The sequence below is a fragment of the Rhodovulum iodosum genome, from assembly GCF_041020385.1.
Lineage (GTDB): Bacteria > Pseudomonadota > Alphaproteobacteria > Rhodobacterales > Rhodobacteraceae > Rhodovulum > Rhodovulum iodosum.
In genome coordinates this window covers 567,800-580,861 of sequence record NZ_JBEHHI010000003.1, presented here as the reverse complement: position 1 = coordinate 580,861, position 13,062 = coordinate 567,800, and the positions used below count along the sequence as shown (strand labels likewise).

At 67.1% G+C, this 13,062-nt stretch carries 11 protein-coding genes and 2 tRNA genes; 8 read left to right on the top strand and 5 right to left on the bottom strand.

What is annotated here, in order from left to right; genetic code table 11:
- Window position 1 precedes the first annotated feature (1 nt).
- On the bottom strand, window positions 2-820 hold the full coding sequence (locus tag Ga0609869_RS16920; RefSeq protein ID WP_170168761.1) for a PfkB family carbohydrate kinase: 819 nt from the start codon (window positions 818-820) through the stop codon (window positions 2-4).
- Between the two features lie 111 nt (window positions 821-931).
- Here Ga0609869_RS16920 and Ga0609869_RS16915 point away from each other — a divergent pair.
- The 5 genes from Ga0609869_RS16915 to Ga0609869_RS16895 all read left to right on the top strand — a co-directional run bounded on the left by Ga0609869_RS16915 (window position 932) and on the right by Ga0609869_RS16895 (window position 6,651).
- Window positions 932-1,005 (top strand) — tRNA-Gly (locus tag Ga0609869_RS16915).
- 135 nt (window positions 1,006-1,140) lie between these two features.
- On the top strand, window positions 1,141-2,205 hold the full coding sequence (selD, locus tag Ga0609869_RS16910) for a selenide, water dikinase SelD (protein ID WP_125403657.1): 1,065 nt from the start codon (window positions 1,141-1,143) through the stop codon (window positions 2,203-2,205).
- Window positions 2,206-2,316: 111 nt separating this feature from the next.
- Entirely contained in the window at window positions 2,317-4,110 is a 1,794-nt protein-coding gene (locus Ga0609869_RS16905) for an ABC transporter transmembrane domain-containing protein (protein WP_125403656.1), read from the top strand.
- Window positions 4,111-4,183: 73 nt separating this feature from the next.
- A complete protein-coding gene (lysM, locus tag Ga0609869_RS16900) occupies window positions 4,184-4,612 on the top strand; it encodes a peptidoglycan-binding protein LysM (protein ID WP_125403655.1) in 429 nt (142 codons plus the stop codon).
- Window positions 4,613-4,758: 146 nt separating this feature from the next.
- Window positions 4,759-6,651 (top strand): acyl-CoA synthetase, encoded by a 1,893-nt coding sequence (locus tag Ga0609869_RS16895; RefSeq protein ID WP_125403654.1) that lies wholly within the window; start codon window positions 4,759-4,761, stop codon window positions 6,649-6,651.
- A 263-nt stretch (window positions 6,652-6,914) separates the two neighbouring features.
- Here Ga0609869_RS16895 and Ga0609869_RS16890 read toward each other — a convergent pair whose 3' ends face one another.
- From Ga0609869_RS16890 to Ga0609869_RS16875, 4 genes are all read right to left on the bottom strand, one after another.
- Entirely contained in the window at window positions 6,915-8,270 is a 1,356-nt protein-coding gene (locus Ga0609869_RS16890; protein WP_125403653.1) for a TRAP transporter large permease, read from the bottom strand.
- A gap of 3 nt (window positions 8,271-8,273) precedes the next feature.
- Window positions 8,274-9,584 (bottom strand): TRAP transporter small permease subunit, encoded by a 1,311-nt coding sequence (locus Ga0609869_RS16885; RefSeq protein WP_125403652.1) that lies wholly within the window; start codon window positions 9,582-9,584, stop codon window positions 8,274-8,276.
- 99 nt (window positions 9,585-9,683) lie between these two features.
- A complete protein-coding gene (gene dctP / locus Ga0609869_RS16880) occupies window positions 9,684-10,784 on the bottom strand; it encodes a TRAP transporter substrate-binding protein DctP (protein WP_125403651.1) in 1,101 nt (366 codons plus the stop codon).
- Window positions 10,785-10,993: 209 nt separating this feature from the next.
- Window positions 10,994-11,068: transfer RNA gene (locus tag Ga0609869_RS16875), tRNA-Thr, on the bottom strand.
- A gap of 88 nt (window positions 11,069-11,156) precedes the next feature.
- On the opposite strand from Ga0609869_RS16875, the gene Ga0609869_RS16870 reads away from it, so the two are divergent.
- From Ga0609869_RS16870 to Ga0609869_RS16860, 3 genes are read left to right on the top strand one after another with little or no spacing between them, the layout of a single operon-like run.
- Window positions 11,157-11,312: a hypothetical protein gene (locus tag Ga0609869_RS16870; RefSeq protein ID WP_170168760.1), complete on the top strand. Its 156-nt coding sequence runs from the start codon at window positions 11,157-11,159 to the stop codon at window positions 11,310-11,312.
- Window positions 11,313-12,581, top strand: a complete 1,269-nt coding sequence (gene murA, locus Ga0609869_RS16865; protein ID WP_125403650.1) for a UDP-N-acetylglucosamine 1-carboxyvinyltransferase — start codon at window positions 11,313-11,315, stop codon at window positions 12,579-12,581.
- Entirely contained in the window at window positions 12,578-13,054 is a 477-nt protein-coding gene (locus Ga0609869_RS16860; protein ID WP_125403649.1) for a DUF2948 family protein, read from the top strand. The genes murA and Ga0609869_RS16860 overlap by 4 nt, the downstream gene beginning before the upstream one ends.
- Window positions 13,055-13,062: the final 8 nt, after the last annotated feature.

Here is a 13,062-nt window from a genome sequence, read left to right as displayed (position 1 = left end):
TTCAGGTCTCCGCTTGCGGGGGGAAGGGGCAGGGGGGCGCCGTGGTCCAGACCGGGGCGGCCTCGGCGATCTTGAGATGCGGCGCGCCGAGGCTGGCGACGATCAGCGCGTCGAGATGCCCGAGCGCGCGCTCGACCGGCAGGCCGGCGGCGATCAGCGCCGAAAAGACGTCGCCCACCCCGTGGGGCACATCCGCGCGCAGCGGGGTGCGCAACGCCCGGATGCCGGTGCCGGTGAGCGCAAGGATGCCGGTTTCGGCGGGGCCGAACGGGGGCGAGGTGACGAACACCTCGGCGCCTGTCCGCGCCACCATGGCCGATGCCGCCGCCTGCGCCTCGGCCATGGTGGCGGCATCGGCCCCGGTCAGCCAGCCCAGTTCGAAGCGGTTGGGCGTCAGCACATCGGCCAGCGGCACCAGCCTGTCCCGGATCGCCGCCGCGGCGGCATGGGGGATGTAAAGACCCTTTGGCAGATCGCCGAGGATGGGGTCGACGACCACGCGCGGTGGGCGCGCCGCGCGCCGCAGCCGGCCGATCGTCTCTGCCGCCAGGTCCACATGCCCGGCGGTCGGCAGATAGCCGACGAGGCAGGCGTCGAGCCCAGAGAGCCAGCCGTTCGCCTCCAGCGCGTCCAGCATCGCCCCGATCTCGTCCGGCGGCATCGGGTGCGCGGCCACATGGGGCCAGCCGGGATGGTTCGACAAGAGCGTGGTGGGCAGTTGCGTCGTCGCGTGCCCCAGCGCCTGCAGCGCGGGCCCGGCGGCGGACAGTCCCACATGGCCGTGGGCCACCCAGCTCGACAGGATCAGGACGCGGACCATCTGTGTCGTCTCTCCGGTCGGTCGGTGGGTGGGGGCGGTGGCGCGGACGGGTGCTGCGGACAACATGCGGCTTGACCCGAATTGGCCCGTGACTTACTCCCTTGGGGCGCTGCGGGTATAGCTTAATGGTAAAGCCCCTGCCTTCCAAGCAGGTGATGTCGGTTCGATTCCGTCTACCCGCTCCACCGTCTCTTTTCTCACCGCAGATGGCCGGCGCATCGCGGGCGCGCAGCAGGGCCCCGGCGTGCGCTACGCCGCATTGACAGGGCGCGGGCGCGCCCCTAGCCGTCGCGCGCCACATCCCAACGCCAGAGCCCCGCATGACACTTACCATCACCGCCGAAGAACCGCGCCTGACGGCCCTGTCCCACGGGGGCGGCTGCGGCTGCAAGATCGCGCCGGGCGTGCTGTCGGCGCTGCTCAAGCAGACCGTGGCGCTTCCGGTGCCCGAGGCGTTGTTGGTGGGTGCGGCCACATCGGACGACGCGGCGGTGTACCGGCTGAACGACGAGCAGGCGTTGGTGGCCACGACCGATTTCTTCATGCCCATCGTGGACGACCCTTACGATTTCGGCCGCATCGCGGCGACCAACGCGATCAGCGACGTCTACGCCATGGGCGCGCAGCCGATCATGGCGCTGGCCCTCGTGGGCATGCCGCTGGCCGCGCTGTCGCATCAGACCATAGGGCGCATTCTTGAAGGCGGGGCCGCGGCCTGCCAGGCGGCGGGGATTCCCATAGCGGGCGGCCATTCCATCGACTCGGTCGAGCCGATCTACGGGCTGGTGGCGCTCGGCTTGGTGCATCCCGACCGGGTGCGCGCCAATACCGGCGCGCGGCCGGGCGACGCGCTGATCCTGGGCAAGCCGCTAGGCACCGGGGTCATGGCGGCCGCGCTGAAAAAGGGGGCGCTCAGCCCCGAGGGCTATGCCGAGATGTTGGCCACCACCACGCGGCTGAACACGCCGGGGCCCGACCTGGCGGCGCTGGAGGGCGTGCATGCGATCACCGACGTGACCGGGTTCGGCCTGGCCGGGCACGCGCTTGAAATGGCCCGCGGGGCGGGGGCCGAGCTGCGCATCGACTGGGCGCAAGTCCCGGTGATGGCGGGCGTGCGCGATCTGCTGTCCGCGGGCTTTGCCACCGGGGCCTCGCACAACAACTGGCAGAGCTACGGCGCCGAGGTCGGCCTGCCCGGCGGGTTCGCCGAGACCGAGCGCGCCCTCTTGACCGATCCGCAGACCAGCGGCGGCCTGCTGGTCGGCTGTTCGCCTGCGGCACGCGATGCCGTGCTGGCGGTCTTTGCCGATCACGGCTTTCCGCAGGCCGCCGTCATTGGCGAGGTTGGCGGCGCCGGGCCGCAGCCGCGCGTCGTGATCGACTGACGCCGGCGCCGGCCGTCCTTCTGAGCGCGGACCGTCTTGTGACCGGCCCGCGGCTTGTTGTCTCGGGGGTTCGGCCCTAAAACGTCATTCAAAGACAGGGAGGACGGCCTTATGCCGCCGACGAAACAGGCCGATGAAGAGCGCGCGAAATCGAAACGCATCGGGGCGCTGCGGGCGCTCTGGCCCTTCGTGGCGCCGTATCGCAAGCTCTTGTCCCTCGCACTGGCCGCGCTGGTGCTGACCGCCTGCGTTTCGCTGATCCTGCCGCTGGCGGTGCGCCGGGTGGTCGACGGCTTCGAATCCGAAAACGCCGCGCTTTTGGACAGCTATTTCGCCGCCGCGCTGGGCATCGCGGGGCTGCTCGCGCTGGGCACGGCGCTGCGCTACTACCTGGTGACGCGGCTGGGCGAGCGGGTGGTGGCCGATATCCGCACCGCCGTCTTCGACCGGATGATCGGGATGAGTCCCGCCTTCTACGAAAAGGTGATGACCGGCGAGGTGCTGAGCCGGATCACCACCGACACCACGCTGATCCTGTCGGTGATCGGCTCGTCGGTTTCGGTGGCGCTCAGGAACGCGCTGATCTTCCTGGGCGGGCTGGTGCTGATGCTGGCGACCTCGGCCAAGTTGACGAGCATGGTCTTGCTGCTGGTGCCGGCGGTGATCGTGCCCATCGTCATCCTGGGGCGCAGGCTGAGAAAGCTGAGCCGGGAAAACCAGGACTGGATCGCGGCCTCGTCGGGCAACGCGTCCGAGGCCTTGTTGTCGGTGCAGACGGTTCAGGCCTTTACCCACGAGGCGCCCAGCCGCCGCCACTTTCACGACGTGACCGAGAAGAGCTTTGTCGCGGCGCGCAAGCGGATCGGCACGCGGGCGGTGATGACGGTGATCGTCATCTTCCTTGTCTTCGCCGGCATCGTCGGCGTCTTGTGGATCGGCGCGCGCGACGTGCGGGCCGATGCGATGACCGTGGGCGAGCTGGTGCAGTTCGTCATCTATTCGGTGATGGTCGCCGGGGCCGTCGGCGCGATGACCGAGATCTGGGGCGAGTTGCAGCGCGCCGCGGGCGCAACCGAGCGGCTGGTCGAACTGCTGCATTCACAGGACAGCGTCACCGACCCCGCCGACCCGCGGCCCATGCCAGAGGCCGTCAAGGGCGATATCCGGTTCGAAGAGGTCACTTTCCGCTACCCCTCGCGCCCCGGGCAAACCGCGCTGGACGGGGTGAGCCTGCATATCCAGCCGGGCGAGACCGTGGCGCTGGTCGGTCCCTCGGGCGCGGGCAAGACCACGATCATCCAGTTGCTTCAGCGGTTTTACGACCCGTCCTCGGGGCGCATCCTGCTGGACGGGGTCGACCTGCGCGAGACCACGCGGGCGACCTTCCGCCGCCATATCGCGCTGGTTCCGCAGGACCCGGTGATCTTTGCCGACACCGCGCGCGAGAACATCCGCTTTGGCCGGCCCGAGGCCACCGATGCCGAGGTCGAGGCCGCGGCCAGGGCGGCAGCTGCGCATGATTTTCTGACCGAGTTGCCCGAGGGCTATGACAGCTATGTGGGTGAGCGCGGCATCATGCTGTCGGGCGGCCAGAAACAGCGTATCGCAATCGCACGGGCGATCTTGCGCGACGCGCCGGTCCTGCTGCTGGATGAGGCCACCTCGGCGCTGGACGCGGAATCCGAGCGCGCAGTGCAGCATGCCGTCGACGAGCTGTCGGCCGACCGCACCACGCTGATCGTCGCCCACCGGCTGGCCACCGTGAAAAAGGCCGACCGCATTCTCGTCTTCGACGAGGGCCGCATCGTGGCAGAGGGCACCCATGACGCGCTGGTCGCCGAAGGCGGGCTCTACGCGCGTCTTGCCCGGCTGCAATTTACCGACGGATTCGGTCACGCCGCCTGAAAGCGCCATTAATTCTTTCGCCAAATCGCGCTAGTCTGACGTCATCGCAGCATTTGACGGGAGTCTTACGACAATGGGCCTTTGGAAATTCATGAAGAACGCCGGCAAGAAACTGAGCGGCCGTGCCGAGGCGGCCGAGGCGCCGAGCGAGGAAGAGCTGAAAAAGGAAATCTCCGACCTCGGGCTCGATGCCGAGGGCCTGGACATTAAGGTCGAGGGGGACAAGGTCAAGGTGACCGGCACGCCGAAAAGCCAGGAGGCCAAGGAAAAGGTCATCCTCGCCGTGGGCAATGTCGACGGCGTGGCAGAGGTCGAGGACGAGGTTTCGGGCGACGAGCCGGTGTTTCATACCGTCGAGAAGGGCGACTCGCTCTGGGCCATCGCTGAAAAGACCCTGGGCAGTGGCGCGCGCTATACCGAGATCTTCGAGGCCAACAAGCCGATGCTGACCGACCCCGACAAGATCTATCCCGGCCAGGTGCTGCGCATCCCGCAGGCGTGACCGGCCGCAGCGGCGACTTGCAGGGGTGCGCTGTCGGGATGACGGCGCGCCCTTTCTGCGGCCCGGCCTTGCGGTGATCCACAAATCCTCCCATCCTTGGCGTCAGAAGGACAAGCGCCTGCCAAGGGCGAGAGGGAGAACCGGACATGTCGTACAGGTCGCTTGCCGAGCGAAACGCCGTCGAGGCCGAGGCGCCCTGGTCCGAGCGCGGCCTGCCGGTGTCGCTTTACGGGCTGCTGTCGGATACCGCCCGGCGCTGTCCCGACCGGCCCGCCCTGTCTTTTCAACTGACCTCGGGGCCTGGCGCGCCGGCCGAAACGCTGAGCTGGGCCCAGATGCTTGCGCGGGTCACCCAGACGGCCAACCTGTTTCGCCGCCTCGGCGTGGCCGAGGGGGACGTGGTGGCCTATGTGCTGCCCAACTGTAGCGAAACCGCGGTCACGCTGATCGCGGGCGCGGTGGCGGGCGTCGTCAACCCGATCAACCCGCTGCTGGAGGCAGAGCAGATCGGAGCGATCCTGCGCGAGACGCGCGCCAAGGTCGTGGTCACGCTGAAGGCCTTTCCCAAGACCGACATCGCGGCAAAGGTCGCCGAGGCGGTCAAGCACGCGCCCGGCGTCGATACCGTGCTGGAGGTCGACCTGGCGCGCTATCTCGGCGTGCCGAAACGCTGGGCGGTTCCGCTCTTGCGGCCGAAAACCCCGTCCGGCCATCACGCCGACCTGTTGGATTTCGCCCGCGAAGCCGCGCGCGAGCGCGCCGATGTTCTGGCCTTTGCGGATACCGGGCAGGACCGGGTCGCGGCGCTGTTTCATACCGGCGGCACCACCGGCATGCCCAAGGTGGCGCGGCACAAGCTGTCGGGGATGATCTATAACGGTTGGCTGGGCAAGCGGCTGCTGTTCACGCCCACCGACACGCTGCTGTGCCCGCTGCCGCTGTTTCATGTCTTTGCGGCCTATCCGGTGCTGATGTCGACGATCGCCTCGGGCGCGCATGTGGTCTTTCCAACGCCCGCGGGGTTTCGCGGCGAGGGGGTGTTCGACAATTTCTGGAAGCTGATCGAGCGCTGGCGGGTGAGCTATGTCATCACCGTGCCGACGGCGGTGGCCGCGCTGATGCAGCGCAAGGTCGATGCCGACATCTCGACCCTGCGCTATGCCTTTTCCGGCTCGGCGCCGCTGCCCGTCGAGCTTTACCGACGGTTCGAAGAGGCCACGGGGGTGACCATCTGCGAGGGTTACGGGCTGACCGAGGCCACCTGCCTCGTGGCGATCAACCCGCCCGAGGGGGAAAAGAAGATAGGCTCGGTGGGTCTGCCTTTCCCCTATACCGACATTCGCATCCTGCACTGCACCCCCGAGGGCGGTGTCGACCGCGAATGCGAGACCGACGAGGTGGGCGAGATCTGCGTGGCCAGCCCCGGCGTCTACGAGGGATCGACCTATACCGAGGACGCCAAGAACCTCGGCCTTTTCGCCGAGGGGCGGTACCTGCGCACCGGCGACCTGGGCCGGCGCGACGCGGACGGGTACCTGTTCATCACCGGCCGGGCCAAGGACCTGATCATCCGCGGCGGGCACAATATCGACCCCGCCGAGATCGAGGAGGCGCTTGCGGGCCATCACGACGTGGCCTTCGTCGGCGCGATCGGCCAACCCGACCGCGCGGCGGGCGAGTTGCCCTGCGCCTATGTCGAACTGGTCGAGGGCGGCACCGCGACCGCCGACGAACTGCGCGATTACTGCAAGGTGCATATCCACGAGCGCGCGGCAATGCCGAAACATGTCGAGATACTGGCCGAGTTGCCGAAAACCGCGGTCGGCAAGGTGTTCAAGCCGGATCTGCGCAAGCGCGCCATCTCGCGGGTCTACGGCCAGGCATTGGCCGAGGCGGGGCATGCGGTGCGCGTGGCCGAGGTGGTGGAAGACCGCCGCCGCGGCCTGCTCGCCCGGCTGGAGCGGACGGGCGCGGTGGACGAAGCGGCGGTGGCGCACCTGCTGGGCAACTACACCCGGCCATGGGAATGGATCGACTGAACGGGGCTTGAAAAGCCGCCGTGGCGCTGAGCGGAGACCGTGTCGGCCTTTGGTTTCGCCTTGCATTGCAAGGCGACCGGCCGGGGGCTTTGCCCCCGGACCCCCAGGATATTTTCGGCCAGAAGAAATTTGGGGACCGGGAAAGAGCAGGGTGGTGCGATGCCCCGGGATGACCGGTATGTCCGCATCGCAAGATGCCCTGACCGGCGGGCGCACGCTGCGGGCGGGGCGGGCCGGGCCGTGCGCCAGGCCCGCCCCCTACCCTAGCCGTAGACGAGGTTTGGCAGCCAGGTGATCACCTGCGGGTAGAGCATGCAGACCGCAAGCCCGACCACCTGAAGGAACAGGAAGGGCAGGGCGGCCTTGAAGATGTCCGTCATCGGGATCTCTGGCGGCGCCACGCCGCGCAGGTAGAACAGCGCATAGCCGAAGGGCGGCGAGAGAAAGCTCATCTGCATGTTCACCAGGTAAAGCACCCCGAACCACAGCACCAGATCGCCCGGGTCGCTGAGCCCGAAGGCCTGCGCGCCCAGCGCCTTGATGATCGGCACGAAGATCGGCACGCAGAGCAAGAGGATGCCGACCCAATCGAGGAACATGCCGAGGATGACCAGAAGGATCTGCATCAGGATCAGGATCCCCCAGGGCCCCATGCCGGTGGCCGCCAGGCTGTCCTGCACGAATTGCTGCCCGCCCTCCAGCACGTAGAGCCCGACGAAGATCGTCGCGCCGAACATGATCCAGATGACCATCGCGCTGGCCTTGAGCGTGGTGACGCAGGCCTCGCGGATCGTGGGCCAGTCGAGCTTGCGGTGGATGGCGGCCACGATGAAGGCGCCGAAGGTGCCGATGCCCGCGGCCTCCACCGGCGTGGCGACGCCGGTGAAGATGACGCCCAGCACGACGACGATCAGTGCGATGGGGGCGGACATGTTGCCCAGCAGGCGCACCTTTTCGGCGGTGCTGACCCGCTCGTCCACCGGGATCGGGGGGCCGAGCCGGGGGTCGATATAGCTGCGCAGCACCACGTAAAGGATGTAGAGCCCCGACAGCATCAGCCCCGGGATCACCGCGCCGATGAACAGCTCGCCCACCGACTGTTCGGCCACCACCGCGTAGATGATCGCCAGGATCGAGGGCGGGATCAGGATGCCCAGCGTGCCGCCGGCCATGATGCTGCCCATGGCGATCTTGGGCTCGTAGCCGCGTTTCAACATCGCCGGCAGCGCGATGATGCCCATCGTCACAACCGCCGCGCCGATCACGCCGACCATCGCCGCGAGGATCGTCGAGGCGATGATCGTGGCCGCCGCGAGGCCGCCCTTTACGCCCCCCAGCACCTTGTAGATCACGTCGAACATGTCGTTGATGATGCCGGCCCTTTCCAGCATCGCCGCCATGAAGATGAACAACGGGATCGCCGAGAGCTGGTAATTGGTCATCAGCGGAAAGATGCGGCTTGGCACGATGTTCAGCGCCTGCGCATCGCCCAGGATGAACAGGAACACGCAGGCCAGGCCGCCGGTGACGAAGGCAAGCGGCAGGCCGGCCATCAAGAGCGCCAGCAGGCTGCCGAACATGATGAGCGTGAGCCACTCGATTCCGATCTCAATTCCCATGGCTCACGCCCCCTGCCGGATTGCCCGGATGTCCTTGCCGACCTTCGAGACGCCTTGCAGCACCAGCAGAAGGCCGCCGATCACCATCACCCATTTCATCGGCCAGAGCGGCACCTCCCATTCGTTGAAGCTGATCTCGCCCCAGCGGATGCTCGGGTCGGTCCATTGCGCGGTGCTGAAATCGGCGAACATCTGCCACAGCGTGATCTCACCCCGCGCCCAGTCGGACACCAGCGAGTTGCCCGAGGGCACCGCGATGGCGTCCATCGCGAAGATATACGACGTGACCAGCAGCGTGCCCGCGAAGATGAAGAAGAAGATCGAGGTAACGAGGTCTGCCCAGGCTTTGCGGGGCCGGCTGAGCGGGGCGTAGAACACATCGACCCGCACATGGCTTTCGGTGAGCATCGCGTAGGAGCCGGCAATCAGGTATTGCATGCCGAACATCAGGTACATCGCCTCGTGCGCCCAGTTGGTCGGGCTGTTGAAGACGTAGCGCGCGATGACCTCGTAATAATAGACCAGAACCGCGATCACCGCCCAGTAGCTGACGAATTCGCCGCAGAAAAGCGACAGCCGGTCGATCCAGTTCTCGGCATATTCGCGGTCGTGCTTGGGGCCCTCTTCCTCTTCGACGGCCTGCAACGCCAGCTCGGCCTCGCTGGGCCCTTCGTCGTGCAGCCTGGCATTGGCGCGGCGCACCATGAAGGGCAGCATCACCGCGTCGATGGCCAGCAGCGCCAGGATGGCATAAAGCGCGTAGCCGGCCATGTTGGACCAGCTTTGCCGGATCTGGGCCGCGGCATCGCGCTTGGGGCCGATCTCGGCCACCACGGTGCGCGACTCGGCCACCCGTTCCTCGCCCCTGGTAATGGCCTCCTGCGCGCGCTCCAGCCGCCTTTCGGCGCTTCGTTCCGCGAACGAGCCCTCCTCGGCCTCGGCAAGCGCGGCCTCAAGGCCGGCCATGTTGGCGCGCGCCTCGGCGATGCGGGGTTCCTCGCGGGCGATGGTGCTTTCGGCCACGCGCATCTGGTTTGCGAAATCCGAGAGCGTCGAGCGCGCGTCCTGCTCTTGCCCGTTGGCGTAAAGCACGAAGACGAAGATGGGGATGTAGATCAGCCCCAGAAGGCTCTTCAGATAAAAGCGGTGCAATCCGATGATCCCGCCGGTGACGAGGATCGTGTAGCCGAGAAGGGTGGAATAGCGTGGCCGCTCTGGCCTGGGGCGGCGCGACAGCACCATGGCCACGATCGGAAAGGCGATCAGGCCGACCCAGTAAAGCCAGTGCGGCAGCGTGAAGCTGAGGCCAGGCATCTTTCGTTCCGTGCGTTCGAGGACGTTTCAAAGCGCCGCCCGGCGCGAAGGTGCGCCGGGCGGGCCGGTTTCAGTGACGCGTCAAGGCACGCCGGCGGATCAGAGGTCGAGCGTCTGGCCCTCGAGCTGCTCGGGGCTGACATAGCCCAGCGAACCCGAGGTCATGTAGTCGAGCTGGATCTTGAACAGCCGCGCCGCGTTCTTGTCGCGATTGGCGTACCTGTACCAGATCGGCACGGCGACCTCGGTCATCAGTTCCACGTCGTCCTGTGTGAGGCGCGTGACCTCGGTCCCGTCGGCCTCGAACTTGGCCCAGGCTTCCTGGTCGGCGGCCTGGATCGCGGCGTGGTGCATGTCGGAATAGACATGCGTTTCCATCTCGACGAACTGGCGCATCTCGGGGCTCAGTGCGTCCCACGCGGCCTGGCTGACGGTGATGTCCATCAGGTCGACCGGCTGATAAAGCGACATGAAGCCCGGAGGGCCCATCGAGATGTAGCTGGTCACCTGGCTGAAGCCGAGCGCGTAGTTCACCGCCGGGCCCACGTAGTCGGCCACGTCGATTGTGCCCTTTTCCAGCGCCGGGAAGATCTCGGAGCCCGGAAGAACGGTGGTTTCCGCCCCGATCTCGGTGAAGACTTCGGCCACCATGCCGCCCGGCAGGCGCATCTTGCGGCCGCGGAAATCGTCGATCGAGCGGATCGGCACCTTGGAGTGAATGATGTTGGGCCCGTGATGGACGGGGCCCACATAGACCATACCTTGTTGCGCGAAGAGCTCGCGTGCGATCTCAAGGCCACCGAGGCCGTAGAAGAACACGTCCCACTCATGCGGGTTTCTCAGGCCCAGCGGGTAGCTGGTCAGGAAGGTGGCCGCGGGCACGATGCCCTGCGCGTAGATGGTGAAGGGGTTGATCGCGTCAAGAACGCCGTTCTTCACCGCGTCGTAGAGCTGGAAATCGCCGACGACGTCATTGGCGCCGAAGGGCTGGAAGGCCAGCTCGCCACCGGTCTTTTCGGCGATGGTCCCGCACCAGTCCTTGAAGATCTGAAGGCCGGCGCCGCCGGGCCAGGATGTCTGGATCTTCCAGGTGGTGCCGTGGGCTGCCGCGCTGGCGACATGCGGCGCGGCAAGTGTGGCCGCACCAGCGCCGGCGAGGGCGCGCAACGCTGTACGGCGCGACGTGATGTGTCGTGTCATAGGTATCCTCCCGTGTTTATCAAAGGGATGTCGATCTTCCGCCGACCCCTTTCGATAGTCGCTGTGTAGCATAACGAGAGCAATTGGTAATTATTTTTTGCCATTTTCGAGTTTGGCGAGAGTGGCGCGCGCGACCGCAACCTTGACGGAGGCAATGGGCGACCGTAACGGTGCGAAATGTCTCGTAGCGGGAAGCGGTTGGGGGGAAATGGTGCCGCAGGGGAGGATTGAACTCCCGACCTCACCCTTACCAAGGGTGCGCTCTACCACTGAGCTACTGCGGCCCCGTTTGTGGCGGGCTGATTAGACCCAATCGCCCCCTGACGCAAGCGCAAACTGGACGCTATTTCGGCGCTGCGCTAGAGAGGCAGCATGGATAAGAAACCTCCCGACAACGACGCGCAGAAAGCGGCCGAGAGCCGCGAAGATCGGCTGAAAAAGGCGCTGAAGGAAAACCTGGCCCGGCGCAAGCGGCAGGCCCGGGCGCGCACGGGTGCGGGCGGTCAGCGCGGCGAAAGGGCAGGCTGAATGGACCAGATCATCATCCGCGGCGGTGCGGAGCTGCACGGGGAAATCCCCATCGCGGGCGCCAAGAACGCCTGTCTGGCGTTGATGCCGGCCACGCTTTTGTCGGACGAGCCGCTGACTTTGACCAACGCGCCGCGCTTGTCGGACATCCGCACCATGAGCGCGCTGCTGCAATCGCTGGGGGCCGAAGTGTCGAGCCTGCAGCGGGGCAAGGTGCTGGCGCTGTCGTCGCACGACCTGACCAGCCACACCGCCGAGTATGACATCGTGCGCAAGATGCGCGCCTCGATCCTTGTGCTGGGGCCGCTGCTTGCGCGCTCTGGCCACGCGGTCGTTTCGCTGCCCGGCGGATGCGCCATCGGGGCGCGGCCGGTCGACCTGCATCTCAAGGCGCTCGAGGCGATGGGCGCGGTGCTGGATCTGCGCGAAGGCTACGTGCATGCCTCGGCGCCGCGCGGCCTGATCGGCGCGGTGGTGAATTTCCCGTTCGTCTCGGTCGGGGCCACCGAGAACGCCCTGATGGCGGCGACGCTGGCCAAGGGCACAACGGTGCTGAAAAACGCTGCGCGCGAGCCGGAAATCGTCGACCTCGCGGAATGCCTGCGCCAGATGGGTGCGGCGATCGAGGGCGAGGGTACGGACACGATCACCATCGAGGGCGTCGACCGGCTGGGGGGGGCGACACACAACGTGGTCGCCGACCGGATCGAGCTGGGCACCTACATGCTGGCCCCCGCGATCACGGGCGGTTCGGTCACGTGTCTGGGCGGGCGGCTCGACCTTGTGACGGCCTTTGCCGAAAAGCTGGACGCGGCGGGCATTTCCGTCGAACAGACGGCGGCCGGGGTCAAGGTCGCGCGCCGCAACGGCCGGGTCCGGGCGGTCGATGTGGTGACCGAGCCATTTCCGGGCTTTCCGACCGACCTGCAGGCGCAGATGATGGCGCTGCTGGCCACGGCCGAGGGGGTGAGCGTGCTGGAAGAGCGGATCTTCGAAAACCGCTTCATGCACGCGCCCGAACTGATCCGGATGGGCGCGCAGATCGACGTGCAGGGCGGCACCGCGACGGTAACCGGGGTGCCGCGGCTGAAGGGCGCGCCGGTGATGGCGACCGACCTTCGCGCCAGCGTGTCGCTGATCCTGGCCGGGCTCGCCGCCGAGGGCGAAACGCTGGTCAACCGCGTCTATCACCTCGACCGCGGCTATGAGAAGGTCGAACAAAAGCTCGGCGGTTGCGGGGCCCATATCGAACGGGTGGCGAATCAATGACCGACGATGCGCGTTTCGAGGACGGCGCCGAGCGGCCACTGGCGCTGCGGGCGCAAACGGCCGAAGACCTGCAGGTGATTTCGGCGCTGACGCAGGACGCGGTGCTGCCGGTGCCCGAGATGACATGGCAACCGCGGGCGCGGCGCTTTGCACTGTTGCTCAACCGGTTCCGCTGGGAAGACCGCGCCGCGGCAGACGCGCGCGGGCGCGGTTACGAACGGGTGCGCGCGCTTATGGTCTTTGACGATGTGCTGAAGGTGGCAAGCCAGGGGTTCGACCGAAACGACGGTGATCTGGTCTTGTCGCTGCTGTCGGTCGATTTCCAGCCGGGGGAAGACGGGGCCGGGCGAGTCGTCATCACACTTGCCGGGGATGGCGCGATCGCGCTGACCGTCGAATGCCTTGAGGCTACGCTGCGCGACGTGACCAAGCCGTATGCCGCCCCGTCGGGCAAGGCGCCGCGGCATGACTGACCGCGGCG

Coding starts and splice junctions, on each gene's coding strand:
- murA (WP_125403650.1), top strand. CDS start 11,313: ATGGACCAGATCATCATCCGCGGCGGTGCGGAGCTGCACGGGGAAATC.
- lysM (WP_125403655.1), top strand. CDS start 4,184: ATGGGCCTTTGGAAATTCATGAAGAACGCCGGCAAGAAACTGAGCGGC.
- Ga0609869_RS16895 (WP_125403654.1), top strand. CDS start 4,759: ATGTCGTACAGGTCGCTTGCCGAGCGAAACGCCGTCGAGGCCGAGGCG.
- Ga0609869_RS16920 (WP_170168761.1), bottom strand. CDS start 820: ATGGTCCGCGTCCTGATCCTGTCGAGCTGGGTGGCCCACGGCCATGTG.
- Ga0609869_RS16890 (WP_125403653.1), bottom strand. CDS start 8,270: ATGGGAATTGAGATCGGAATCGAGTGGCTCACGCTCATCATGTTCGGC.
- Ga0609869_RS16870 (WP_170168760.1), top strand. CDS start 11,157: ATGGATAAGAAACCTCCCGACAACGACGCGCAGAAAGCGGCCGAGAGC.
- Ga0609869_RS16905 (WP_125403656.1), top strand. CDS start 2,317: ATGCCGCCGACGAAACAGGCCGATGAAGAGCGCGCGAAATCGAAACGC.
- Ga0609869_RS16860 (WP_125403649.1), top strand. CDS start 12,578: ATGACCGACGATGCGCGTTTCGAGGACGGCGCCGAGCGGCCACTGGCG.
- selD (WP_125403657.1), top strand. CDS start 1,141: ATGACACTTACCATCACCGCCGAAGAACCGCGCCTGACGGCCCTGTCC.
- dctP (WP_125403651.1), bottom strand. CDS start 10,784: ATGACACGACACATCACGTCGCGCCGTACAGCGTTGCGCGCCCTCGCC.
- Ga0609869_RS16885 (WP_125403652.1), bottom strand. CDS start 9,584: ATGCCTGGCCTCAGCTTCACGCTGCCGCACTGGCTTTACTGGGTCGGC.